The organism is Pseudomonas sp. KB_12 (assembly GCF_052114545.1).
Taxonomy (GTDB): domain Bacteria; phylum Pseudomonadota; class Gammaproteobacteria; order Pseudomonadales; family Pseudomonadaceae; genus Aquipseudomonas; species Aquipseudomonas brassicacearum.
Genome location: NZ_JBFREY010000019.1, coordinates 24107 through 49143, shown reverse-complemented (window position 1 = coordinate 49143; position 25037 = coordinate 24107). Strand labels below are relative to the sequence as shown.

General features: G+C 60.8%; 23 protein-coding genes. 10 read left to right on the top strand and 13 right to left on the bottom strand.

The annotated features are described in order from the left end of the window. Positions 1-76: 76 nt before the first annotated feature. Together cysQ and nudE are read right to left on the bottom strand one after the other, a co-directional pair. Positions 77-904 carry a 3'(2'),5'-bisphosphate nucleotidase CysQ gene (gene cysQ / locus AB4Z20_RS16855; protein WP_442090281.1) on the bottom strand — a complete coding sequence of 276 codons (828 nt, stop codon included), beginning with the start codon at positions 902-904 and terminating at the stop codon, positions 77-79. After that, positions 901-1467: an ADP compounds hydrolase NudE gene (gene nudE, locus AB4Z20_RS16850; RefSeq protein WP_003196729.1), complete on the bottom strand. Its 567-nt coding sequence runs from the start codon at positions 1465-1467 to the stop codon at positions 901-903. The genes cysQ and nudE overlap by 4 nt, the downstream gene beginning before the upstream one ends. A gap of 88 nt (positions 1468-1555) precedes the next feature. Here nudE and yrfG point away from each other — a divergent pair, with 88 nt between their 5' ends. Beyond that, the gene (gene yrfG / locus AB4Z20_RS16845; protein WP_214510974.1) at positions 1556-2218 is read left to right on the top strand and encodes a GMP/IMP nucleotidase; all 663 of its coding nucleotides are present in this window, start codon (positions 1556-1558) and stop codon (positions 2216-2218) included. 604 nt (positions 2219-2822) lie between these two features. On the opposite strand, the gene lysM is transcribed toward yrfG, so the two are convergent. Then, positions 2823-3263, bottom strand: coding sequence for a peptidoglycan-binding protein LysM (gene lysM, locus AB4Z20_RS16840; protein ID WP_024619134.1), 441 nt, complete (start codon positions 3261-3263; stop codon positions 2823-2825). Between the two features lie 133 nt (positions 3264-3396). Between lysM and AB4Z20_RS16835 the strand changes: the two genes are divergently transcribed. The 4 genes from AB4Z20_RS16835 (at position 3397) to AB4Z20_RS16820 (ending at position 8380) form a co-directional block, all read left to right on the top strand. Beyond that, positions 3397-4284, top strand: a complete 888-nt coding sequence (locus tag AB4Z20_RS16835) for a LysR family transcriptional regulator (protein ID WP_003196722.1) — start codon at positions 3397-3399, stop codon at positions 4282-4284. Positions 4285-4377: 93 nt separating this feature from the next. Further along, positions 4378-5217 carry a formate dehydrogenase accessory sulfurtransferase FdhD gene (fdhD, locus tag AB4Z20_RS16830; protein ID WP_442090280.1) on the top strand — a complete coding sequence of 280 codons (840 nt, stop codon included), beginning with the start codon at positions 4378-4380 and terminating at the stop codon, positions 5215-5217. Next, positions 5214-7562, top strand: coding sequence for an FdhF/YdeP family oxidoreductase (locus AB4Z20_RS16825; protein WP_442090279.1), 2349 nt, complete (start codon positions 5214-5216; stop codon positions 7560-7562). Before fdhD ends, AB4Z20_RS16825 begins: the two co-directional genes overlap by 4 nt. A gap of 338 nt (positions 7563-7900) precedes the next feature. Continuing rightward, positions 7901-8380, top strand: a complete 480-nt coding sequence (locus tag AB4Z20_RS16820; protein ID WP_212798541.1) for a glycine zipper domain-containing protein — start codon at positions 7901-7903, stop codon at positions 8378-8380. 78 nt (positions 8381-8458) lie between these two features. On the opposite strand, the gene AB4Z20_RS16815 is transcribed toward AB4Z20_RS16820, so the two are convergent. The 5 genes from AB4Z20_RS16815 to AB4Z20_RS16795 form a co-directional block, all read right to left on the bottom strand. Beyond that, positions 8459-8878 carry an acyl-CoA thioesterase gene (locus tag AB4Z20_RS16815; protein WP_214510978.1) on the bottom strand — a complete coding sequence of 140 codons (420 nt, stop codon included), beginning with the start codon at positions 8876-8878 and terminating at the stop codon, positions 8459-8461. Between the two features lie 45 nt (positions 8879-8923). Next, a complete protein-coding gene (locus AB4Z20_RS16810) occupies positions 8924-10150 on the bottom strand; it encodes a 3-hydroxyacyl-CoA dehydrogenase NAD-binding domain-containing protein (protein ID WP_442090278.1) in 1227 nt (408 codons plus the stop codon). Between the two features lie 107 nt (positions 10151-10257). Next, entirely contained in the window at positions 10258-12186 is a 1929-nt protein-coding gene (locus AB4Z20_RS16805) for a RecQ family ATP-dependent DNA helicase (RefSeq protein WP_442090277.1), read from the bottom strand. A 194-nt stretch (positions 12187-12380) separates the two neighbouring features. Further along, positions 12381-12635 carry a colicin E3-like toxin immunity protein gene (locus tag AB4Z20_RS16800; RefSeq protein WP_253470932.1) on the bottom strand — a complete coding sequence of 85 codons (255 nt, stop codon included), beginning with the start codon at positions 12633-12635 and terminating at the stop codon, positions 12381-12383. A gap of 7 nt (positions 12636-12642) precedes the next feature. Beyond that, positions 12643-13890 (bottom strand): colicin E3/pyocin S6 family cytotoxin, encoded by a 1248-nt coding sequence (locus AB4Z20_RS16795; protein WP_442090276.1) that lies wholly within the window; start codon positions 13888-13890, stop codon positions 12643-12645. Between the two features lie 188 nt (positions 13891-14078). On the opposite strand from AB4Z20_RS16795, the gene AB4Z20_RS16790 reads away from it, so the two are divergent. After that, positions 14079-14432 carry a DUF1493 family protein gene (locus AB4Z20_RS16790; RefSeq protein ID WP_253470928.1) on the top strand — a complete coding sequence of 118 codons (354 nt, stop codon included), beginning with the start codon at positions 14079-14081 and terminating at the stop codon, positions 14430-14432. Between the two features lie 77 nt (positions 14433-14509). Here AB4Z20_RS16790 and AB4Z20_RS16785 read toward each other — a convergent pair whose 3' ends face one another. The 3 genes from AB4Z20_RS16785 to AB4Z20_RS16775 all read right to left on the bottom strand — a co-directional run bounded on the left by AB4Z20_RS16785 (position 14510) and on the right by AB4Z20_RS16775 (position 17832). Beyond that, complete coding sequence (locus tag AB4Z20_RS16785; RefSeq protein ID WP_214510985.1) at positions 14510-16054, bottom strand: phosphoenolpyruvate carboxykinase; 1545 nt, start codon at positions 16052-16054, stop codon at positions 14510-14512. A gap of 178 nt (positions 16055-16232) precedes the next feature. Next, on the bottom strand, positions 16233-17135 hold the full coding sequence (gene hslO, locus AB4Z20_RS16780) for an Hsp33 family molecular chaperone HslO (RefSeq protein WP_018608788.1): 903 nt from the start codon (positions 17133-17135) through the stop codon (positions 16233-16235). 292 nt (positions 17136-17427) lie between these two features. Beyond that, positions 17428-17832 carry an RNA-binding S4 domain-containing protein gene (locus AB4Z20_RS16775; RefSeq protein ID WP_442090275.1) on the bottom strand — a complete coding sequence of 135 codons (405 nt, stop codon included), beginning with the start codon at positions 17830-17832 and terminating at the stop codon, positions 17428-17430. Between the two features lie 236 nt (positions 17833-18068). On the opposite strand from AB4Z20_RS16775, the gene rimB reads away from it, so the two are divergent. Together rimB and rimK are read left to right on the top strand one after the other, a co-directional pair. Further along, a complete protein-coding gene (gene rimB, locus AB4Z20_RS16770) occupies positions 18069-18551 on the top strand; it encodes a retropepsin-like aspartic endopeptidase RimB (protein ID WP_003196699.1) in 483 nt (160 codons plus the stop codon). Next, positions 18548-19453, top strand: coding sequence for a 30S ribosomal protein S6--L-glutamate ligase (rimK, locus tag AB4Z20_RS16765; protein WP_003196697.1), 906 nt, complete (start codon positions 18548-18550; stop codon positions 19451-19453). Before rimB ends, rimK begins: the two co-directional genes overlap by 4 nt. Before the next feature lie 163 nt (positions 19454-19616). Here rimK and AB4Z20_RS16760 read toward each other — a convergent pair whose 3' ends face one another. Beyond that, entirely contained in the window at positions 19617-20930 is a 1314-nt protein-coding gene (locus AB4Z20_RS16760; protein WP_018608795.1) for an ATP-binding protein, read from the bottom strand. 114 nt (positions 20931-21044) lie between these two features. Further along, positions 21045-21785: an osmolarity response regulator transcription factor OmpR gene (gene ompR, locus AB4Z20_RS16755; protein ID WP_003196691.1), complete on the bottom strand. Its 741-nt coding sequence runs from the start codon at positions 21783-21785 to the stop codon at positions 21045-21047. A 357-nt stretch (positions 21786-22142) separates the two neighbouring features. Between ompR and AB4Z20_RS16750 the strand changes: the two genes are divergently transcribed. Next, complete coding sequence (locus tag AB4Z20_RS16750; protein ID WP_253470926.1) at positions 22143-24467, top strand: Tex family protein; 2325 nt, start codon at positions 22143-22145, stop codon at positions 24465-24467. Further along, on the top strand, positions 24467-24850 hold the full coding sequence (locus AB4Z20_RS16745; RefSeq protein WP_253470924.1) for a PaaI family thioesterase: 384 nt from the start codon (positions 24467-24469) through the stop codon (positions 24848-24850). The genes AB4Z20_RS16750 and AB4Z20_RS16745 overlap by 1 nt, the downstream gene beginning before the upstream one ends. Positions 24851-25037: the final 187 nt, after the last annotated feature.

The following is a 25037-nucleotide window of genomic DNA, read 5'->3' as shown; positions in this document are numbered from 1 at the left end:
TTCAGAGATCGAGGCGCCTGTATCGCGAGCAAGCTTTGCTCCCACAATCCCCTTGCCACAAAGGATCGAGCCAAGCTTAAGAGCGAGCAAGCTCCAGCAGTTTTGCACGCCACGCCGCTTTCGCCGGCAACGCCAGGAACGATGTATTCAACAGCGACTCACGCGGTGGATAACAGAACGGTTCGCCGCTCAAGTCCAACACCTCGCCACCCGCACCTTCCAATACACCCTGGGCGGCAGCGGTGTCCCACTGGGAGGTCGGCGCCAGCCGTGGATAACAATCCGCCGCGCCTTCAGCCACCAGGCAAAACTTCAACGAACTGCCAATACTGGTCAGTTGCAGCTCACCCAGGCTCCCGCCCAAGCCATCCAGCAGGCGTTCCTGCTCCGGGCTGGTGTGCCGACGACTGGCGACCACGGTAAAAACTTCACCTGGGGCCAGGACGTCACGAACCGCGATAGGCAAAGGTACGCCGCCCTTGTCGCCACGCCAGGCACCCAGCCCTGCGCCACCGACGTAAAAACGTCCATTGGTGGGCATCGATACCACGCCGAACACCACACGGCCCTGCTCCACCAACGCGATGTTGACGGTGAACTCCTCGCTGCCGGAAATGAACTCCTTGGTGCCATCCAGCGGGTCTACCAACCACCAGCGATGCCAGCCGGCGCGCACGCTTTGGGCAATATCGGCGTCTTCTTCGGAGAGGATCGGAATATCCGGGGCCAGCGCCATCAGCCCGGCCACGATCACATCATGAGCGGCCATGTCTGCGGCGGTCACCGGCGACTCGTCGGCCTTGTGGTTGACCTGCACGTTGGCGCGCCAGAACGGCAGGATCGCTTCACCGGCCTGGAGCGCCAGCTCGACTACAGGGGCCATCAACGGATGAGGGAAAGTCATGACAGGAACGCTCCACGCTGGGTCAGCAGGTCACGGGCCAGGTACAGCGCCGCCAAGGCCCGACCCTCCGTGAACTGCGGGTTCTGTGCCAGGGCCGACAGCTCACGCAGGTTGACCTTGTCCACGCGCATCGGCTCGGGCTCGTCACCCTCCAGCCGTTCTTCATACAGATCGGTTGCCAGCACCACCTGGATCTTCTGGCTCATGTAGCCGGGGGACAGCGACAGTTCGGTCAGGTGTTCCAACTGACGCGCACCGAAACCGGCCTCTTCCTTGAGCTCCCGTTCGGCCGCCGCCAGCACATCTTCACCTGGCTCGATCAAGCCCTTGGGCAGGGACAGTTCGTAGGCGTCGGTACCCCCGCAATACTCTTCCACCAACACAGCATGGTCGGCATCGAGCATCGCCACGATCATCACCGCGCCGTAGCCCGCCCCCTTGCTCGCCAGACGTTCATAGGTGCGCTCAACACCGTTGGAAAACCGCAATTTCAGTTCTTCCACGCAAAACAGGCGGCTGGTAGCGACGATCTGGCGATCGAGTATGGTGGGTTTCTGGCGCATAAACGGCTCCCTGGGCGATAGCGGGCTACTATACCCGGCCTATTCTGATTGTTTGTGTCGGATATCCGATTACCGCTGGAGAAGTTTTATGGCTTTGCTGCCCTGGCATGAGATCGATACGGTTCTGCTGGACATGGACGGCACCCTGCTGGACCTGCATTACGACAACCATTTCTGGCTCGAACACCTGCCCCAGCGCTACGCCGAACTGCATGGCGTGAGCCGGGCGATGGCCGAGATGGAGCTGCAGCCGCTGTTCGAGCGCAACGCCGGCCAGTTGCAATGGTATTGCCTGGATTTCTGGAGCGCCGAGCTGAAACTGCCGGTACGCGAACTGAAGCTGGAAACCGCGCACCTGATCGCCTTGCGCCCGGACGCCGATACCTTCCTGGCAGCGATCCAGCGGGCCGGCAAGCGCGTGGTGATGATCACCAACGCCCACCGCGATTCATTGTCCCTGAAGCTGGAGCGCATCGAACTGGCCCCTTATTTCGACCGCCTGATCAGCTCCCACGACTACGGCTTCCCCAAGGAAAACCCGCAATTCTGGGACGCGCTGCAAGCCGACTTGAATTTCGACCCGGCCCGCAGCCTGTTCATCGACGACACCCTGCCGGTGTTGCGCAGCGCCCGGGACTTCGGCGTGGCGCACTTGCTGGCCGTGAGCGAGCCGGATAGCCGCAAAGGGCCGAAGGACACAGGGGAGTTTGACGCGTTGGGGGATTATCGGGACTTGATTGCCGGGCTTTGAACCGCGCCGTATTCATCGCGAGCAAGCTCGCTCCCACAGTTGGATCGGGGGCACGGCCGGAGAAATTGGCCGGCTGTCAGGCCGCCTCGCGAGCAAGCTTTGCTCCCACAGGTCCTGCTCAAACAGAGCTGATGGGTGTACGACCGGGAGAATCAGGTCGGCTGTTAGGCCGCCTCGGCGTGGACGTTGATCTCGGCGCCCCGTTAACCACGCTGGCCGAACGCAGGTATTGCGCAGTGGGCATCCCGGCATGAATGCCGGGATAGCCGCGCTGGGCCATGGATGGCCCTTCGCGGCGGGCCCACGGAGCAATGCCGGAGTGAGGGCATGCCGAGCCTAAGCGAGGCACCGAGTGGTGGGGCAAAAGCGTTTTGCTTACTTTTGACTGGGCCGGCTCCCGGGCTTCTCAAAAGTGAGCCGCCGTAAGGGCGGAACCCTAAGCAGCCGTTACCGCAGCAATGGATATGTACCCGATCAACAAAATCCCAGCCAGCTATCAGGCCGCCATCGCGAGCAAGCTCGCTCCCACAGGGGGATCTTTGTTCACCACAGATCCAGTGTGGGAGCGAGCTTGCTCGCGATGAAGGCACCACAGGCCTGAAGGTTACTCGGGGATACGCAACACCTGCCCCGGATAGATCTTGTCCGGATGCGACAGCATCGGCTTGTTGGCCTCGAAGATCTTGTTGTACTTGTTCGCGTCGCCGTACTCGGCCTTGGAGATGGCGCTGAGCGTGTCGCCCTTCTTCACCGTCACGAAACGCGCCGCCTGTGCTACCGGGCCAGTCACCGTGATCTGGTCGTCGACACTGCCGACACCGGCGATATTGCCCACCGCCAACAGGATCTTTTCCTTTTCTTCCTGGCTCGCTACTTCACCGGTGACGATGACTTTGTCGCCGTCGATGGTCGCCTGGACATTCGGATTACCCAGGCCGACCTTTTCAATATGCGCTTTCAGTTGTTCGCTGGCATTGGCATTGCCGGGGGTCAGCAGATCGATCAGCTTTTCACCGGCTTCCTTCACAAAGCTAAAGATACTCATGGCACACGCTCCTTGATTTAAGTGTCCAGACGCAAAGACTAGACCAGGCGAAACGAACCCGGTTCCCAACCGACCAATGACCCCGCCACGCGCAAGCGCTAGAATCCGAACCTTCCTGCGCCCTGGAGCGAAGATGGACATCAAGCAGCTGAAATTTCTCATCGCGCTCGACGAAACCCGCCACTTCGGCCAAGCCGCCGCACGCTGCCACATCACCCAGCCGACCCTGTCGATGCGCCTGCGCAGCCTTGAAGAAGAACTCGACCTGCCACTGGTCAATCGCGGCCAGCGCTTTGAAGGTTTCACCGCGCCGGGAGAACGGGTACTGGCCTGGGCGCGCACGGTGCTGGCGGCCTATGACGGGCTGCAGGCCGAAGCGGCGGCCTGTCGTGGCAACCTGGTGGGTACGCTGCGCCTGGGCGTGGTGCCGTTGTCGGACTTCGACCCGCTGGCGATGATGCAGCGCTTGCACGCCGAGCACCCCAGCCTGCGTTTCGAATTGTCGTCCCTGAGCTCCGAACGCATCCTCGAACAGTTGGCGAACAACCGTATCGACCTGGGTATTTCCTACCTGGAACGCCTGGACAACGAACGCTTCGAAGCCCTGCCCTTCAGCCACACCCGCATGGGCCTGCTCTACGACCAGCGCTTTTTCTTTTTCGGCGAACAACCGCTGAGCTGGGAAGCGCTGATCGAACTGCCCCTGGGCATGCTCACCAGCGGCATGCATTTTCGCCAATCCATCGACCACAACTTCCACAGCCGGGGCCTCACGCCTCAACCGCTGTTGCAAACCGACGCGGTGCACCAATTGTTACAAGCTGTGCACGGCGGACTGTGTTGCGCGGTGATGCCCTTGGACAGCGGCCTGAATGTGCTGACCGAAGATTTGCGCATCCAGCCTATCGAAAGCGCGCAGACCTTAGTCCCGCTGGGCCTGATCATGCGGCGCGGCGCCCCACGTTCGGCCTTGGCAGAGGCCTGTTTTGCCCTTTACCAGAAATCATCGACGACTTCTTGATCGACGTCATCTATTGAGAGATCAGTAATAGCGATTAGACGTGGCAGATTGCCGCATTTAGTCTTAACACTATTCCTACTTTCAGTGATGCCTATGAACGACAAGCCTCCGGTCAGTCCAGCGCCAGCGATGGAAACATCCGCGCCGGCCGCCAGCCAGAGCTATCGCTACTGCAATCTGGACCACTCCCAATCGGACAGCACCGCGCTGGCCGAGGAAGTGGCGCTGGCGATTGCCTATAACGGCATCAGCCAGGCGGTCATGCTGGTCACCCCCACCGACCTTGAAGACTTCATCGTCGGCTTCAGCCTCGGCAGCGGCATCATTGAAGACGCATCGGACATCTATGACCTGCAACTGAGCGGCACCGGTGCGGCGCACCATGCCGAGGTGACCATCGCCAACCGCGCCTTCTGGAACCTCAAGCAGCAACGCCGGCAATTGACGGGCACCAGTGGCTGCGGCTTGTGCGGCGTGGAAGCAGTGGAACAGGCATTGCCCAACCTCAAGGTGCTGCCCGGCGCAGCGCTGCCACCGGCCCAATGGCTCGATGGCCTGCGTGACCGTATCAGCCAGTTCCAGCCCCTGGGCCAATACTGCGGCGCAGTCCACGCCGCGTTGTTCATGAACGCCCAAGGCGAGTTGCTGCTGGGTCGCGAAGACATTGGCCGGCACAACGCCCTCGACAAGCTGATCGGCGCGCTGGTTCGGCAGCAGATCCCGGTGGCCGGCGGCATGGCGATCGTCACCAGCCGTTGCAGCCTCGAACTGATCCAGAAAGTCCTGCGGGCCGGCATCCAGACCCTGGTCAGCCTGTCGTCGCCCACGGGCCTGGCGGTGCAGTGGGCCCGCCAACACAACCTCAACCTCATCCACCTGCCGCAAAAAAGTGCGCCACGGGTCTACAGCCCTGCGATGGAGAAACAAGCGTGAGCAATCATCAACAAGCCGACCAGAAACCCGTACCGCGCTACAAGCCCTACAAGGGCCCGGCCGGTGGCTGGGGTGCGCTGATCAGCGTCGCTCAGGCCTGGCTGACCAGCGACAATGCGCTGAAAAACATCCGCATGATGCTCAAGACCAACCAGAATGGCGGTTTTGACTGCCCAGGCTGTGCCTGGGGTGACTCGCCGGAAAGCGGCGTGGTCAAGTTCTGCGAGAACGGCGCCAAGGCCGTGAACTGGGAAGCCACCAAGCGCCGCGTCGATGGTGCATTTTTCGCCAAGCACAGCGTGAGCTCGCTGCTGGAGCAGAGCGACTACTGGCTCGAGTACCAGGGTCGCCTGACCGAGCCCATGCGCTACGACGCCGAAACCGACCGCTACAAACCCGTCAGTTGGGAAGCGGCGTTCGACCTGATCGGCAAGCACCTGCAAGGGCTGTCCAGCCCGAACCAGGCCGAGTTCTACACCTCGGGCCGAGCCAGCAACGAAGCGGCCTACTTGTATCAGCTATTCGTGCGCGCCTATGGCACCAACAACTTCCCCGACTGCTCGAACATGTGCCACGAGGCCAGCGGCGTAGCGTTGTCCCAGAGCGTGGGCGTGGGCAAGGGCACAGTGACCTTCGACGATTTCGAACACGCCGACGCGATTTTCGTCTGGGGCCAGAACCCCGGTACCAACCATCCGCGGATGCTCGAACCACTGCGCGAGGCAGTGAAACGCGGCGCCCAAGTGGTCTGCATCAACCCGCTCAAGGAGCGTGGCCTGGAGCGCTTCCAGCATCCGCAGAACCCGATCGAAATGCTCACCAACGGCAATAAGCCGACCAACACCGCCTATTTCCGCCCAGCCCTGGGCGGCGACATGGCGATCTTGCGCGGCATGGCGAAGTTCCTGCTGCAGTGGGAGCGCGAAGCGCAGAATACCGGCGCTGCGGCGGTGTTCGACCACGCCTTCCTCAATGAGCACTGCACCAACGTGCTGGATTACCTGGCGGCGGTCGACGACACGCCGTGGGAACAGATCGTCGAGCAATCGGGCATGACCCTGGTCGAGATCGAGCAAGCGGCGCGCATGTACGCCAAAAGCGAGAACGTGATCATGTGCTGGGCGATGGGTATCACCCAGCATCGCCATTCGGTGGCGACCATCCAGGAAATCGCCAACGTGATGATGCTGCGCGGCAACATCGGCCGGCCAGGCGCAGGCCTGTGCCCGGTACGCGGCCACAGCAACGTCCAGGGTGACCGGACCATGGGCATCAACGAGCGTCCGCCAGCGGCGTTCCTCGATTCACTGGAGCGGCGCTTCCAATTCAAGGTACCGCGTGAAAACGGCCACAACGTGGTCGAGGCGATCCACGCCATGGCCGACGGCCAGGCGAAGGTGTTCATTGCCCTGGGCGGCAACTTCGCCCAAGCCACACCGGACAGCCATCGAACGTTCCAGGCCTTGGCCAATTGCGACCTGACGGTTCAGATCAGCACCAAGCTCAACCGCAGCCATCTGGCTCACGGCAAGGAAGCGCTGATCCTGCCGTGCCTGGGCCGCACCGACATCGATCTGCAAACCGAAGGTGCGCAAGCGGTGACCGTGGAAGACTCCTTCAGCATGGTGCATGCCTCCATGGGCCAGCTGCAGCCGCTGTCGAACCAGATGCGCTCCGAACCGTGGATCATCGCCGGCATCGCCGCCGCCACGCTGGGTAGCCGTCCGGTGGACTGGAACTGGCTGGTGGCCGACTACCGTCGCATCCGCGACCTGATCGCCGACACCGTACCTGGCTTCAAGGACTTCAACGAAAAGCTGAAGAACCCTGGCGGGTTCTACCTCGGCAATAGCGCCGGTTCACGGCGCTGGAACACCCCGTCGGGTCGCGCCAACTTCAAGCCCAACCGGTTGCCGACCGATCTTGTGCATGAACGCACCCGGGCCACCGGCCAGTTGCCCGACCTGATCATGCAGTCCATGCGTTCCCACGATCAGTACAACACCACCATCTATGGCCTCGATGACCGCTATCGCGGTGTGAAGGGCCAGCGTGACGTGTTGTTTGCCAACGAAGCGGACATCATTCGCCTGGGCTTCAAGCCGGGGCAGAAAGCCGACATCGTCTCGCTCTGGGATGACGGCCGCGAACGGCGGGTCAAGGGCTTTACCCTGCTGGCATTCGACATTCCTGCCGGGCAGGCTGCGGCCTATTACCCTGAAGTGAACCCGCTGGTGCCACTGGAAAGCACGGGCGATGGCAGCCACACCCCAACGTCGAAATTCGTCGCGATCCGCCTGGAAGCGGCGAGCGAGAATGGACTGATCCTGGCCAAGTCGGCCTGATATAACGTGCGAGTAGATTAGGTTGTGTGGGAGCAAGGCTTGCCCGCGATGAAAGCAGTGCGGTCTTTCAGAAATAGAGTCGCCTGTGTCGCGAGCAAGCTTTGCTCCCACACAGCTTCGCTCTCACAATCCTATTTTTCGAACGCCCACAAAAAAGGCCGTTTTCCATAGAAAACGGCCTGTCCGAAGTAGCTACAGACCGACCAATTTGCCTTAAGTTCCCACCGAAAAACAATAACTTAGAGAACTGTGCACAAGTCGTGTTACTCGTCGGATTTCTATTGTAACCAAGCGAAGCCAGCCTCAGGATCGCGCCGTCATCCCTTTGAGGCTCCTCTATGAAGTTCTCCTCCATTCTCTTGTTGTCCCTTAGCCTGGCCAGTGGCATCGCTTCTGCCGGTGGTACTGCCGAAGCAGGTGTGGGCGGCGCATTGGGCGGGGTTTTGGGTTCGGTCGTCGGCCAGTCCCTGGGCGGCAACACCGGCTCCACTATCGGCGCGGCGCTGGGCGGTGCGGGCGGTAGTGCAGTCGGCGCAGACAAACACAGCCGCGGCGAAGCGGCGATCGGCGGCGCGTTGGGCGCAGCCGGCGGCAACGTGGTCGGCCGTAGCGTCGGCGGCAGCACCGGCAGCCTGATCGGTGCGGCAGCGGGCGGCGGCGCTGGCGGTGCCCTGGGTAACTACATGGGCAAGGACGATGACGATGACCGTCGCTATGACGATCGCCGTGGTGATCGCCGCTACTACCGTGACGGCCACCCAGGTCGCGGCCATGCCTACGGGCACCGCAAAAAACATCATCGCTACTACCGTGACTAACGGCTGATCGTCACTAGCCGTTGAAGATCGCAGCCTCCGACAGCGCCCAGCGCTGACAGGAGGCTGCGATTTTTCGTTTCAGACCACCAACCGCTCCAAAGCCCCACGTAGGCGGTCCGGAATCGCCACCGGCCGATTCGACGCCCGATCCACAAATACGTGAACAAAACGCCCCGCCGCGCACGCCTCCTCCTCGCCAACCTTGAACACCGCCAATTCGTACTGCACCGAACTGCTGCCCAGCTTCCCGACCCGCAGGCCGATTTCAATCCGGTCAGGAAAGGCGATCGAGGCAAAGTAGTCACAGGCTGAACTCACCACGAACCCCACCACCTCTCCGTCATGGATATCCAGGCCACCGACTTCGATCAGGTAGGTATTCACTGCGCTATCGAAAAAGCTGTAATAGGTGACGTTATTGATGTGACCGTAGACATCGTTGTCGTGCCAGCGCGTGGTAATGGGTTGCAAGTGTCGGTATTCGTTGCGTTGGGGCATCAGGTGTCCTTTACGGTTGTTCAATGATATTGACGTGGCCCGGCCTCAGGCCTGCGCGAATCCCTTGCCCTGCGCGACCAAATCGCCGATCAGGCGCGCAGGCTTCCATTGGTCGCCCTGCTTCGTTTCGAGCTCCAGGAGGCGTGCGTGAATATCTTCCAACCCCTGCCCGTCGGCCCAGGCCATAGGCCCGCCTTTGTCCGCAGGGAAGCCATAGCCGTTGAGATAGACCAGGTCGATGTCGTGGGCAGACTCGGCAATGCCCTCCTCCAGGATTTTCGCCCCCTCGTTGACCAGCGCCAGCAAGCACCGCTCGAGGATTTCCTCCGGGCCAATCTCGCGCCGTTGAAAACCCAGCGCTTCACTGACCTGTAGCACCAGCGCATCGACCTCGACATCATGCTCGGCCTGTCGACTGCCCGGCTCGTAGTGATAATACCCATTGCCGCTTTTCTGGCCGAACCGTCCCAGCTCGCACAACCGGTTGTCCACCTGCACCTCGGGCGCATCCTGGCCCTTGTCCGCCAGCTCACGGGCGCGCCACTCCAGATCGATGCCAACGACGTCGTACATACGGAACGGTCCCATGGCGAAGCCAAAGCCTTGCAACGCCGCATCCACCTGATGGGGGAATGCCCCCTCCAGCAGCATCTTGCGCGCTTCCAGCACATACGGATGAAGCATCCGGTTGCCAATGAATCCATGGCAATTGCCTGATACAACGCTGACCTTGCCCATGCGCTTGCCCAGCATCAACGCCGCGTCCAGCACCGCTGTGGAGGTGTGTGCACCGCGAACGATTTCCAGCAACTTCATGATGTGCGCCGGGCTGAAGAAATGCAGGCCCAGGACCTGGGCCGGCCTGCGGGTGGCAGCGGCAATGGCATCGATGTCCAGCGCGGAAGTGTTGCTCGACAGGATGGCCTCGGGCTTGAGCAGGCCGTCCAGCTCACGAAAAATGTTCTGTTTGAGTTCGAGGTTTTCGTAAACCGCTTCGATCACCAGGTCCACATTGCGGATCGCCGCGTAATCATCCGCCCGTGTCACCCGGGCGATCCGCGCGTCAGCCTCGCCCTGATCGAAACGGCCCTGACGCACGCCATGGGCATAGGTCTCGGCCACGGCCACCAGTGCCTGCGCGAGCATCTGTGGATTGTTGTCGACCCACTGTACCGCCACGCCCGCGTTGGCCAGGCACATCACGATGCCCCGCCCCATGGTGCCTGCACCGACCACCGCGGCACGCTGAATATCGAAAGGTGTCTGGCTCATGTTTGCTCTCTTGTTGGCGATCCAAAGACAGCCTTCACCTTAGTCAGCCACCGAATGTTTTTGAAATTTATTCGTGTGATGCAGGGCATTCAGCGAATGGATACAGCTCACAGGTGCGCTTGAGCCCACTGACGAACTTCAGCGTATGGATACGCTTCCAATGCGGCATACCCACGGATCTTCCGCGCCTTCAATCGGGTGAACAGCGGCACGCTGATTCCGCACAGGAAGCGGGTAAGGCGCTCGGCAGACGGCACGCTGCCGCTGTGCTGCTCATGCTTGTGGATAAAGTCGCCACACAGCGCCTCGAAGTTTTTATCCACAAGCGCCGGCAAAGCAGGCGGCTCCGGCAGGCAAGCGACATGACCATGGCACACCGAGCAATGGCCACACTGGCGTGGCGCATTGTCATCGCCGAAATACTGCGCCAGGCGATAACCCAGGCAACGGTCGGTGGCGAACAGTTCAAGCATGGCGTGGATCCGCGCGATTTCACCTTGTTCGTGTCGGGTGAAATAGGCGTGTAGCTCGGCACTCAAGACCTGCGTATCCAGGTCCGCTTGCAGCACGCTGTACACCTCGGTCATCTGTTTGCTTTCCAGCTCGATCCAGCCCTTTTCCTGGAAATAATCCAGCGCCTTGACCACGCGATTACGCTCAGCGTGATATTGCTGGTACATCCCATCGAAATTTACCGTGGCCCAGGCCCGGGCGCGACTGGAGGTCTGGATGATGGCCGAGACGAAGTCCCTTCGCTCGCCTTCGAAGCGCTCCAGCAGTTCTTGCGGCTCCGTCAGGAACTTGAAGCGGTACTCCGCGAAATAGGCATAGCGCGGCGCGATCAGCCGACGTAGCTCCAACTGGACCAACAGCGTCTTGAGTGGCAGTTGCCGGATGTTGCTCTGGTCAGCCAGGGGGCCCAGCAGAAACTCCCATTGCCCATCGGCGGCAGCGGCCTTCAGCTCATCGAGCACGCAACGAATGCCGGCAAGCTCCGGCGTATCGCCATACACAAAGTTTTCCAGCACGTTGAGGCTGTCGCGGTTGGCCAGTACCAGGCAATCGGAAGGCTGCCCGTCCCGCCCGGCCCGGCCGATCTCCTGGCTGTAGTTTTCGATGGACTTGGGCAGATCGAAATGCACGACATTGCGGATATCGCTCTTGTCGATGCCCATGCCGAAAGCGATGGTCGCGACGATGCAATTGGATTGCCCGCCCATGAACCGCCGCTGGATATCTTCGCGTTGTTCATGGGGCAAACCGGCGTGATAGGCCTCGGCCTCGATACCGTGCCGGCCCAGGTGTTCGGCAATCTGCTCGGCGGTTCGCTGCAAGGTCACGTAGACGATGCTCGGCTGCCCGGCACGCTCGCCCAGCCATTGCACCAGCCGTGCGCGCTTGTCGGCACCCAGCACGGGCTCGACCAGCAGATTGAGGTTCGAGCGGTAGAAACCGGTCGTCACCACATCCGTGGCAGCGATGGCGAATTTCGCCTGCATATCGGCGATGACCTTGGGTGTAGCGGTGGCCGTCAGCAGCAATACCTGAGGAATATTGAACTCACGCTGGTAATCGGGAAGCTTGAGGTAGTCAGGTCGAAAGTTATGCCCCCATTCGGAAATACAGTGGGCCTCGTCCACCACCAGCAACGAGATCGGCACCTGCTGCAGGAAATTGCGAAAGCGCTCGTTCTTCAGGCGCTCCACGGAAATCATCAGGATCTTCAACTCGCCCGACCGGGCCCGCGCCATGGCATCGTTGGTTTCGTCACGGCCCTGGGCCGAATCGATACTCGCCGCCGCGATGCCGTGGCGCTTGAGGAACGCCAACTGGTCCTGCATCAGCGCTAGCAACGGTGAGACCACCAGGGTCAGGTGCGGCAAGAGCAGGGCCGACAATTGATAACACAGGGACTTGCCCGAGCCGGTGGGAAAAATGGCCGCCGCCGACCGACCGGCCAGCACGGCGCCGATGGCCGCCTCCTGCCCGGGACGAAACTGTGGATAACCGAAAACCTGTTCCAGGGTGCTGTGCATGCGCGGTCGCTCCTTTGACTGCTGCGAAGCCCAAAGCCTAGCGCGGCAACGCGGCGAGTCGAGAAAAGGTCGGGGACAAAAACGATACGGGATGATACAGCCTGGTGCCAAAGACTTGGTTCAGGAAATAACCATGGGAAATCCAAAGGGATCTACCGCCTAACGGCGTTGGCGGTTGGACTCAAGCGTGATAATCACCAAACATCCCGATAATCAAAAGACACCTGATAGTCATACACCGACAAGTCCAAAACATGTTTGAAATGTGGTTGCAACATTTCAACCCATTCAGTACTCACGTCAAAATTTCCGTTATTGATATCGTTTTTTACCGAACGACCAAGATTGTCAAGAATCACAAAATCATCTTCAAAATCCTTGGAATATTCTTTTTCAACCAGAACCTCCGTCTCTTTATCAAACCATCTCAATCTGACTTTTAATCCCATAGCATCCTCAAAGAAATTTTTTGATATTACGTTTCGGATTAGCTTTTTTCTTCTGCTCACCCGTAAGGTGATCAAATGAACCTAGATGGCTGCCATCGCTCGATCGATATACCTCTAACTCCGCGTGTCTGGAATCCCATTCATAAATCTTCCTCCCTTTAGCGTCCGTCCATCGCTCTCGAAAACCACCGCCGCCTTGACGTGGAGTCTTGGCCTTAACTTCGATCAAGTCATCAAAACCAGCTATTTCATATGTTTTTGGTGCCGGATGATAATCATGCTCAGCCTCCGGCAGGCCTTTGCGCCGAATGTTGAAAACAACATACAACGGCGAAACCCCAGAATCCGCCGGAAACACAAGAATGAAATCCTTGTACTCCGGCGGATAGATCGGGTTGACGATGATGCTGTCCGCCGCAGGCGTCGGCGGGAAAATCCAGATGTGCGGGGCCTGTGGCGCGGCCTCCAATGCCGGGATGCCCAGCGTGGAGGATGGATCGACCGCCGGCGTCCAGATCAACTCGACCCCATCGCCTAAGTCCGCCACTTGCTGCTCGCCGCGGGCCTGGAACGTCACCACAGGAATCATTTCCCAGTCACGTCGTGCCTGGGTGTTGTAGCCGTACCCCTTGAGCGTGCCATCGGCCTGAGTTTCGACATGCAACCGCACCCGCGTACGTGCCTGCTCCAGGGAGCGCAGTTGCTCTTCGGTGTACAACGAACCGTCACCCAGGTTCGAGGGCATCAGCAACCCCACCAGACCGATCAGTACACCCGCCGCCACAGGAGCGCTGACCGCGCCAGCAGCCCCCGCCGCCACGCCAAGGGAGGCCGGCATCGTCCGACCCAAGGCAAACGTACCGAAGCTTGCCGGTAACGACCCACTGATACTCTTAAGCTGAATGCGCCCTGACTCGTCAGCTTGACGGCCACCCAACAAGGTAAATTGGCCGTACTCCCTCAGGGCTTCAGTCGGGATGTAGCCGCTCGGGTTGTGGTAGTCGATGACTGAATCAGGCAGCTTGCAGGACTTGGCAAATACGCTGCCCTTCACGTCGAAAGGTGATGCCTCGCGGACCTGGGCCAGACGCTCGCTCATGTACGCCGTCTGCCTGGCGAGCATGGCCTCATAGGCGTGTTGATCGGCATCTCTTTTTGCCAGTTCGCTGGGGGTCATGGCCCGCAGGATCCTGTAGCCTCGATCGCCACCGTAATGCTCCCAGACCTGCGGAACACTGGTCTTTCCTTTCGTCATGCTTCATCCCTGCTCGGTCGCCGTTACCCCATTGAAAGGGCGTGGCGAACCTTACCGAGCGGCCAGGGAAATACTCAGCAGACGGTTCCGAGACTACTGTGAGACCTTTCTTCTTTTTCCAATGGCCAGCGATTGCCCCTAAACTTTCCCTCCAGACAGACGCACGCCAACGCCCCGGAAACCTCACCATGCACCTCGCCCCAGACTTCCCCGACGATCACGCCATGCGCCAGCTCATGGAGCTGCTCCACGAAGAAATCGGCCTGCCTGAACGCAAGACGATCCGGCTGGATACCGCGATCAATCTCGACCTGGGTTGCGATGGCGCGGATGCCCGGCACCTGATGGAGGCACTGGAGGAGCGCTTCGCCATCGAGCTCATCGACTATGACGCCTACCGCTATTTTCAGCCTGAAGGGTTCGATGTGTTTCAAAAGCGCAGGGCCAAGGGCCGGGGGAACAAGATGCCACTGACCATCGGCATGCTTTACAAGGCGATCAAGGCGCAACGATGGGATACGCGGGAAGTGGAAGAGGCCTAGCGGATCGGGGCGCCTCAAATAGTCGCCCATAAAAAAACCGCCCATGAAGGGCGGCTTTTTCATTCGCTAACCAAGTTTTACAGCTGTGGACCGGCAGCCTTGATCGCGTCGCTCACGTCGAACTTCTTGAAGTTCTCGGTGAACAGACCGGCCAATGCCTTGGCCGCTTCGTCGTAGGCAGCTTTGTCGGCCCAGGTGTTGCGTGGGTTCAACAGGACAGTCTCGACGCCTGGAACAGCCAGCGGCACGTCCAGGTTGATGATGTCCAGGTGTTCGGTTTCAGCACCGATCAGCGCGCCGCTCTGGATCGCCGCGATCACCGCACGGGTGGTCGGGATGTTGAAGCGCTTGCCAACGCCGTAGCCGCCGCCGGTCCAGCCGGTGTTGACCAGGTAGACCTTGGAGCCGAAACCACGGATGCGCTTGATCAGCAGCTCAGCGTACTCACCGGCTGGACGCGGGAAGAACGGGGCGCCGAAGCAGGTGGAGAAGGTCGACTTGATGCCACTGCCCGAACCCATTTCAGTCGAGCCCACCAGTGCGGTGTAGCCGGACAGGAAGTGGTAGGCGGCTTGCTCTTCGCTGAGGATCGACACTGGCGGCAGTACACCGGTCAGGTCGCAGGTCAGGAAGATCACGGCGTTTGGCTCGCCACCGAGGTTTTTCGGTGCGCGTTTTTCGATCAGCTCACGCGGGTAAGCGGCGCGGCTGTTCTGGGTCAGGCTGTCGTCGGCGTAGTCGGCTTTCTTGGTGACCGGGTCCAGGACGACGTTTTCCAGTACGGCGCCGTGCTGGATGGCTTTCCAGATAACTGGCTCGTTCTTCTCGGACAGGTCGATGCACTTGGCGTAGCAGCCACCTTCGATGTTGAAGACCACGCCCACGCCCCAGCCGTGCTCGTCGTCACCGATCAGGTAACGGCTTTCATCGGCGGACAGGGTGGTCTTGCCAGTGCCCGACAGGCCGAAGAACAGGGTCACATCGCCTTCTTCGCCCATGTTCGCGGCGCAGTGCATCGGCAGCACGTCAACGGCCGGCAGCAGGAAGTTCTGCACGGAGAACAGGGCTTTCTTCATTTCACCGGCGTAGCGCATGCCGGCGATCAGCACTTTCTTGGCCGCGAAGTTGATGATCACGGTGCCGTCGGAGTTGGTGCCGTCACGCTCAGGCTCGCAGACGAAGTTCGGCGCGTTGAGGATCTGCCACTCGTCCTTGCCACCGGCGTTGTATTGCTCGGGGTTGATGAACAGGCAACGGCCAAACAGGTTGTGCCACGCGGTCTCGGTGGTCATCTTGACTGGCAGGTAGTGCGCAGGATCGGAGCCTACATGCACGTGGGATACGAAACGCTCGCGCTCGCCCAGATAGGCTTCGACGCGGCTCCACAGGGCATCGAACTTGTCGGCCGGGAACTTGCGGTTGATCGGGCCCCAGGCGATGGCGGCCTGGGTGGTTGGCTCTTCCACGATGAAACGGTCGACTGGCGAGCGACCGGTACGATGACCGGTACGAACAACCAGCGCGCCAGTATCGGCAAGCTCGCCTTCACCGCGATTCAGGGCTTCTTTGACCAGATCATCGACACTCAGATCGGTGTACACGGCGTTATTGGCTTGCGTCATGAGATTCCCCGTCGGCCCGTGGCCGAGTGCTCCAAACGTTTTGTAGTAGGAAGTCGCGCACTACTACCCGAAAAAAGTGGGCCGGATTATGCCAGAAAACCCCAAAAAGAGTAGGGCCCTCCCGTCAGTACGGCGTAAATCCGGCACTTGCCAGGAGATTTACCTGCGCTGAAACGTTTTAGTGACGAGTATCTGACGGTGTGTCGACACCCGCACCCGCGAACAATTGAGCGATGTCCGCCGCGTCGAACAGGTAGCGCTCGTTGCAAAACTGGCAATCGACCTCGATGGCACCGCCATGCTCGATCACCAGTTGCTGCGCATCTTCCAGACCCAGACTGACCAGCGCATTGGCGGAACGTTCACGAGAGCAACTGCATTGGAAGCGCAACGGCTGTCCGTCGAACAAGCGTACCTGCTCCTCGTGATAGAGGCGATGCAGCACGGTTTCGTTGTCCAGGCTCAACAGCTCATCGGCGCTCAGAGTGCTGGCCAGAGCGGTGACGTGCTGCCAACTGGCGTCGCGTTCTTCCGGGTCGCGCAGGCGATCGGCAGGCAGTTGCTGCAGCAGTAAACCGCGAGCCCGCCGCCCGTCGGCGTAGAGCCAGAAGCGGGTATTGGTCTGCTGGGACATGACAAAGTAGTTGGTGAAGCAATCGGCCAGGGTTGCCCCGTCCAGATCGACAATTCCCTGGTAACGCTGGCCTTGGGTCGGATCGACCGTGAGGGCCAGCACGCCATTGGGCATCATGTCGGCCAGCGTTGCGTCAGGCCCGATCTGCTCGGCGTCATAACGGGCCAGGCCACGGATTTCGCGCTCACTGGAGCACTCGATCATCAGCAACGGCACCGGACCATCGGAACGCGCCTGGAGAATCAGCAAGCCATCGAACTTCAAGGTGCCCACCAACAACGCCGCAGCCGCCATCAACTCGCCGAGCATTTGTGCGACCGGCTCCGGGTAGGGGTGCTTGGCCAGGACTTCGGCGTAGCTACGCTCCAACGCCACCAGCTCGCCACGGGCGTCGCTGTCATCGAAGATGAAACGTTGGGTGTAGTCGGTATCCGGTAAATCAGTCATAGGGTCTGGTATCTGAGGTGATGACAAATGATGGCAGGCATTTTATGAGCATTCAGGGTGGGTTCCAAGCAAGGCTTGGGTTTGCCTGACGGGAAGGTACTGCCCACCTACCTGTAGACGCTGCGTAGGAGCTGTGTAGGAGCTGTCGAGTGCAACGAGGCTGCGATCTTTCCCCAGACAATTGAGTCGCGAGCGAATGATCAAGATCAAAAGATCGCAGGCTTCGCCAGCTCCTACAGAGCCCAGCGGGAGCAAGCTCCCTCGCCACGGATAGCCTCGAATGACCGATGTTCTATTCGTTATTGCTGCCATGAAACTTGAACAGGTCCCGGCGCTGCTTCTTGCTCGGCTTGCCGTCGGTGCTGACCCCCAGGGCGCCGGCCTTGCGTTGCGCGGCGGCGGTTTCACGCTTGGCGATACTGGCTTCGGTTTCGCGATACAGCGCCTGCGCTTCAGGCGCGCCGCGACGCACGATCGACAAGGCTTCGACCACCACGGTCTTTTCATCGAAGCCGGTGCGGATGACAAATTCATCGCCAACGCGTGGCTCCTTGCCCGGCTTGCAACGCTCTCCCCGGTGATGGACCTTGCCGCTTTCGATGGCGGTCTTGGCCAGGGCCCGCGTCTTGTAGAATCGCGCCGCCCACAACCATTTATCGAGACGGACCTTGTCGTCCTCTTCCTTTTTTTGTGCCACTGCCATTCCTCTTTTCTGCCAATAGCCGGAACTGTACTACCGTTTTTGTCGGGCGCACGAATCCGGCCCGACGGATAGAATGCCCACCAAATCGCCTCCAGATGCATGGCTTGGCTCGAAATCGGTTACAAGCACAAACAAGCGCGTAGATAACTGTCGCCATTTTGTGATTATTCTGCGTGAATACCGCGATTCGCGGAGTCCACGATCCGATGTACTGATCGCAGGTTTTTTTATTGAAGACTTTTGACCATTTGACCGTTGTCGGTCTGCGCGAGTGGGTGGCGCTCCCGGATCTGGGAGTCGTGGGCCTGCGGGCAAAAATCGACACCGGCGCCAGCACCTCCAGCCTGCATGCCACCGACATCGAGCCATTCGAGCGCGATGGCGAGAAGTGGGTGCGCTTCACTGCGCACCTCGGTACGGTGGTGCAGTTGCGCCATCGCCGCTGCGAAGCCCCGCTGGTGGCCCGCAAGACAATAAAAAGCTCCAACGGCCACGCTCAGGTCCGCTACGTGATCAGCACCACGTTGGCACTGGGTGATCGGATCTGGCGGGTCGAGTTCACCCTTGCCTGCCGCAAGTCCATGCGATACCGCCTGTTACTGGGTTCCAAAGCCTTGATCGACGGCCAACTGGTGGTCAATCCGGGTATCAAATACGTTCAAGACAAGCCGGCATTCCCGGTGTCCACTACCTCTGCCACAGGTGTTGCATGAAGATCGCTGTGCTGTCGCGTAATCCGCGTCTGTATTCCACTCGTCGCCTGGTTGAAGCCGGGACCGAACGAGGCCATGAAATGGTGGTGATCGATACCCTGCGCGCCTACATGAACATCGCCAGCCACAAGCCGCAGATCCATTACCGTGGCAAACCGCTGGAAGGGTTCGACGCGGTGATCCCGCGCATCGGCGCATCGGTGACGTTCTATGGCTGCGCCGTGTTGCGTCAGTTCGAAATGATGGGGGTGTTTCCCCTCAACGAGTCGGTGGCCATCGCCCGCTCCCGGGACAAGCTGCGCTCGCTGCAGTTGCTGTCACGGCGCGGAATTGGCCTGCCGGTCACCGGTTTTGCCCACTCCCCCGACGACATTCCCGACCTGATTGCGATGGTCAACGGCGCACCGCTGGTGATCAAGGTGCTGGAAGGCACCCAGGGCATCGGCGTGGTCCTGTGTGAAACCGCGACGGCGGCGGAATCGGTGATCGAGGCGTTCATGGGCCTGAAGCAGAACATCATGGTCCAGGAGTACATCAAGGAAGCCGGTGGCGCGGACATTCGCTGCTTCGTGGTCGGCGACAAGGTGATTGCCTCGATGAAACGCCAGGCCAAGCCCGGAGAGTTCCGCTCCAACCTGCATCGCGGCGGCAGTGCCAGCCTGATCAAGATCACCCCGGAAGAACGCATGACCGCCCTGCGGGCCGCGAAAGTCATGGGCCTGGCCGTGGCGGGCGTGGACATCCTGCGCTCCAACCACGGACCGCTGGTGATGGAGGTCAACTCCTCGCCAGGCCTGGAAGGGATCGAGACCACCACGAGCAAGAACGTGGCCGGGATCATCATCGAGCATTTGGAAAAGAATGGCGGGCCGAACATGACCCGAACCAAGGGTAAGGGCTGACTCAACACAAAACCCTTTGGGAGAGAGCCTTTGTGGGAGCCGAGCTTGCTCGCGATGAAGGCGCCTCGGTCTACTGGAAGACCCTGTTATCGTTCATCGCGAGCAAGCTCGGCTCCCACAGGGCTCGCTCCCACAGGTTCTCTGTCTTACTTGAGAAAAGCCGCTACACCGCATCCCGAGGCAGCATCAAGCCCAACGGCAAGCGCACCCGAGCTTCCAGCCCACCACCGACACGGTTACGCAGCTCGACATTGCCGCCGTGCATCGAGGCAATGCGCTTGACGATGGCCAGGCCCAGCCCCGTGCCCTTCCCACCCCGAGCGCGATCACCGCGAGTGAACGGATTGAAAATGGCTTCCAGCTCAGAGGGATCGATGCCGGCGCCACGGTCCATGACGCTCAGCACCACATAAGGCGCGCTGGTGTCACCGGAGACATAGGCCGCGACTTCGACACCGGTGCCTGCGTGGTTCAGCGCATTGCCGATCAGGTTGTTCAGCAAGCGCTTCATCGACACGCGGCGCAACGGAAACGGTTGGATCGGCTCCAGGCGCAGGTGCAATTTCTCATCGTTCTGGTTATAGGGCGCGGCCACCTCCCGCACCAATTCACTGAGGTCCACCTCTTCCACCGACTCGTCACGACCGTCGCGAATGAACGCCAGGAACTGGTCGAGAATCGCGTCCATGTCCTCGATGTCGCGGACCATCTCGTCGGTCAGGTCGGTGTGCTCACCCATCAACTCCAGCGACAACCGCAGCCGGGTCAGCGGCGTGCGCAGGTCATGGGAGACACCAGCGAGCATCAACTCACGCTCGCGCCCGGCCTGTTCGACATCCTCGGCCATCTGGTTGAAGGCACGGTAGACCTCGGTCATTTCGCTGGGCGTATCGCTGATGGGCAGCCGCACGCTGCGCCCCTGGCCCAGTTGGCGGGCGGCGTAGACCAGGCGTTTCAAAGGTTGGTTGAGCTGGCTGACGAAGATCCACGCCGATGCCGTCGACAGCAGGCCGATGGCCAGGAACCAGCCGAGTACGTTCCAGATTTTCTGGCCGCGCAGCGGATGCGGGTACAACGGCACCTTCAGCCAGCCATCCCCCAGGCTCGGGGCTCGCACCCACAGCGCCGGCGGCGAATGCATGCGCAATCGCACCTCGGTATCGGCGCCCAGTTCGGCCTGCATCTGGCGTTGATAGATCTCGCTGTAGGGCCAGTGCTGCTCGCCCTCCGGCACGCCGGCACCGACAACGCGGATCAGCGTCGCCGCCTCGGCAATTTTCGCCCGGTTGGTTTCGTCCGCCGCCCAATAGGCCCGCAGGGTCAAGGCAACACCATGGCTGTATTGCCGGTCCACGAGAACGTCTTCGTTCATCAGCAGGTACACCAGCGTCAGTGCCTTGGAGAAGAGCACGACGATCAGCACCAGCCAGAGGGTGCGGGAGAAGAAACTCTGGGGGAACCAAACGGGGGTTTTCATGAATAACCGCTACACACTTGCAGGAGCGAGCGATGCTCGCACAATGACAGACCGCGAGTCGCCTGGAAGAAGACATTTCAACCGGCCAGGCCACCCGCTCCTACAAATCGCCGATCACTTGCTGGCGGCGCCATCCGGCACGAACACATAACCCACGCCCCAGACGGTCTGGATGTACCGCGGCTTGGAAGGATCAGGTTCGATCATCCGGCGCAGACGGGAAATCTGCACGTCAATGGAGCGCTCCAGCGCATCCCATTCACGACCACGGGCCAGGTTCATCAGTTTGTCCCGGGTCAGCGGCTGGCGGGCGTTCATCACCAGCGCCTTGAGCACCGCGAACTCGCCGGTGGTGAGCATATGGACCTCATCACCGCGCTTGAGCTCACGAGTGGCCAGGGACAGCTCATAATCGCCGAAGGTCACGCTTTCATCTTCGCTGCCTGGCGCGCCAGGTACCGGCGCCGACTGGCGACGCAGCACCGCCTTGACGCGGGCCATCAGCTCGTCGGGGTTGAACGGCTTGGCCAGGTAATCGTCGGCGCCCAGTTCAAGGCCCTTGATACGGCTCAGCTCGTCGCCCTTGGCGGTGAGCATGATGATCGGGATCTGGTTGTTGGCGCCGCGCAGGCGGCGGCAGGCTGTCAGGCCGTCTTCACCGGGCAGCATCAGGTCGAGCACCACCAGGTTGAAAACCTCACGGGCCAGCAGTCGATCCATTTGCTCGGTGTTCGGTACGGTACGGGCGCGGTAGCCCTTGCTGACGAAAAAGCGTTCCAGCAAGCTGCTCAGCCCCGGATCGTCGTCAACAATAAGAATTTTTTCGCCTTCAGCAGTTTGTGCAGTGCTGCTCATAGGAAGCTCCTTTGATCTCGGCGCGCATTATGGCCTAGCTGCCGTTATACGCACCGTGTGCATTGTTAGCAGATTTTTCCTCTATCACCACAAATCCGGGTATCAAGCCTACAGACCATGTCCCCCCCTCAGGACAGAACGCTGGTTATAATGCGCGGCCTTTTGTGCCAGGGAATGCCGGATCGTGACCCGGCGTGCCATTTTTTTCCCCTTGGCCAGGCAGCACTTTTTGAATTTCGCGGGTCAACAGGCAGCCTTTTGACCCAGGCAGCGGCGCATGCCAGGCCGCTCAACCAGTCTCGCCGAGCCCTGCTTCTGCGGTGGCGAGCCTGATTTCACAATTTGTCAGGTGGTTTTATGGACAGCATCAACAGCCGCATCGCCGAGGAACTCGGTGTACGCCCACAACAGGTCGAAGCGGCCGTCGCGCTACTCGATGAAGGCTCCACGGTGCCTTTCATCGCCCGTTACCGGAAAGAAGTGACCGGCAGCCTCGATGACACCCAATTGCGGCATCTGGAAGAACGCCTGCGCTACCTGCGAGAACTCGACGAACGGCGCATCAGCATCCTGGCCAGCATCCAGGAGCAGGGCAAGCTGACCCCGCAACTTGAGCGCGACATCAAGCTGGCAGACACCAAGACCCGCCTCGAAGACTTGTACCTGCCCTACAAGCAAAAGCGCCGCACCAAGGGCCAGATCGCCCTGGAAGCCGGCCTCGGCGAGCTGGCCGACGGCCTGTTCAACGACCCTACCCTGGCCCCGGAAGCCGAAGCCGCGCGTTTCGTCGATGCCGACAAAGGCGTGGCGGACGTGAAAGCGGCGCTGGAAGGCGCCAAGTACATCCTCATGGAGCGTTTCGCCGAAGACGCCAACCTGCTGGAAAAACTGCGTAGCTACCTCAAGCAGGAAGCCACCCTCAGCGCCCGCGTGATCGCCGGCAAGGAAGAGGAAGGCGCGAAGTTTCGCGACTACTTCGAACACGACGAACCGCTCAAGAGCATGCCGTCCCACCGCGCCCTGGCGATTTTCCGTGGTCGCAACGAAGGCATCCTCAGCTCCGCACTGAAAGTCGGTGAAGAATTGCCCGGCACCATGCACCCGTGCGAAGGCATGATCGGCCAGCAGTTCGGCATCCAGAACCAGAATCGCGCCGCCGACAAATGGCTGGCCGAGGTGGTGCGCTGGACCTGGAAGGTCAAGCTCTACACCCACCTGGAAACCGACCTGCTGGGCGAGTTGCGCGATAACGCCGAGACCGAGGCGATCAACGTGTTCGCCCACAACCTGCATGACCTGCTGCTGGCCGCACCGGCCGGCCCGCGCGCCACCCTGGGCCTGGACCCGGGCCTGCGCACCGGTTGCAAGGTGGCCGTGGTGGATTCCACCGGCAAACTGCTGGACCACGCCACGGTCTATCCGCACGTGCCACACAACAAGTGGGACCAGACCCTCGCCGTGCTCGCCGCCCTGTGCGCCAAGCATTCGGTGGACCTGATCGCCATCGGCAACGGCACCGCCAGCCGCGAGACCGACAAGCTGGCCGCCGAGCTGATCAAGAAATACCCAGCCATGAAGATGACCAAGGTCATGGTCTCCGAGGCCGGCGCTTCGGTTTACTCGGCGTCGGAACTGGCCTCCAAGGAATTCCCGGACCTGGACGTATCGATCCGTGGCGCGGTGTCCATCGCCCGTCGCCTGCAGGATCCACTGGCGGAACTGGTCAAGATCGACCCGAAATCCATCGGTGTCGGCCAGTACCAGCACGACGTTTCCCAACTGAAACTGGCCCGCGGCCTGGACGCGGTGGTGGAGGATTGCGTGAACGCCGTGGGCGTGGACGTGAACACCGCTTCGGTGGCGCTGTTGGCGCGTATCTCCGGCCTGAACGCCACCCTGGCGCAGAACATCGTCACCCACCGTGACGAACACGGCGCGTTCAAGACCCGCGCCGCGTTGAAGAAAGTCCCGCGCCTGGGTGAAAAGACCTTCGAACAGGCCGCCGGCTTCCTGCGGGTGATGAACGGCGATAACCCGCTGGACTCCTCCGCTGTCCACCCTGAAGCCTACCCGCTGGTGCAACGCATCGCCGCCCAGACCGACCGCGACATCCGTTCGCTGATCGGTGACGCCGGGTTCCTCAAGCGCCTGGATCCGAAGAAATTCACCGACGAAACCTTTGGCCTGCCCACCGTCACCGACATCCTCCAGGAACTGGAGAAACCGGGCCGGGATCCGCGCCCCGAGTTCAAGACCGCCGAGTTCCAGGACGGCGTCGAAGACCTCAAGGACCTGCAGCCGGGCATGATCCTCGAAGGCGTGGTGACCAACGTCACCAACTTCGGTGCCTTCGTCGACATCGGCGTGCACCAGGACGGTCTGGTACATATCTCGGCCTTGTCCGAGAAGTTCATCAAGGACCCGCGCGAAGCGGTGAAGGCCGGTGATGTGGTGAAAGTGAAGGTCATGGAAGTCGACATCCCGCGTAAACGCGTCGGCCTGTCGATGCGCATGAGCGACACGCCGGGCGAGAAAGTCGACGGTGCCCGTGGTGCGCGTCCTGGCTCGACGCCACGCCAGTCGCAAAACACCGCGCCGCGCAAGGAAACCGCCACCGCAGCTCCGTCCAACAACGCCATGGCTTCGTTGTTCGCCAACGCCAAGCAGTTGAAGAAACGCTGATGGAGGTGCCAGCCGGGTTGGTGGAGAGCGCGTTCTTCAAGCTGCTCGGCTGCCGTCTGCACAGCCTTGGAGACGGGGTGGCGCAAGTCGCCCTGAGCCTTGAGCCGCCGCTGCGCAATCGCGGCGGCAAGCTGCACGGCGGCGCGCTGTTCAGCCTGGTGGACATCGCCATGGGACTGGCCTGCTCCAGTGTCCATGGCTTTGACCAGCAGAGCGCGACCATCGAATGCAAGATCAACTACATTCGCGCCGTGTCCGACGGCGACGTGTTGTGCACCGCCCGGGTCATCCACCCCGGCCGGCGCACGCTGGTGGTCGAAGCCGAGGTGATGCAAGGCGACAAACTGGTCGCAAAAGCGCAAGGCACGTTCGCTGTCCTATAGCTCCCTGTCATCGATTTGGGGTAATTTCGATGCCATGAATGCGGTGTCGAGCTTTCCTGTGGGAGCGAGCTTGCTCGCGATAGCGGATGGTCAGTCAGCATCAACGCTGCTGATCCACCGCTATCGCGAGCAAGCTCGCTCCCACAGGGGGGGACGGCGATCAGCCTTAGGCCGCACAAAAACCAGG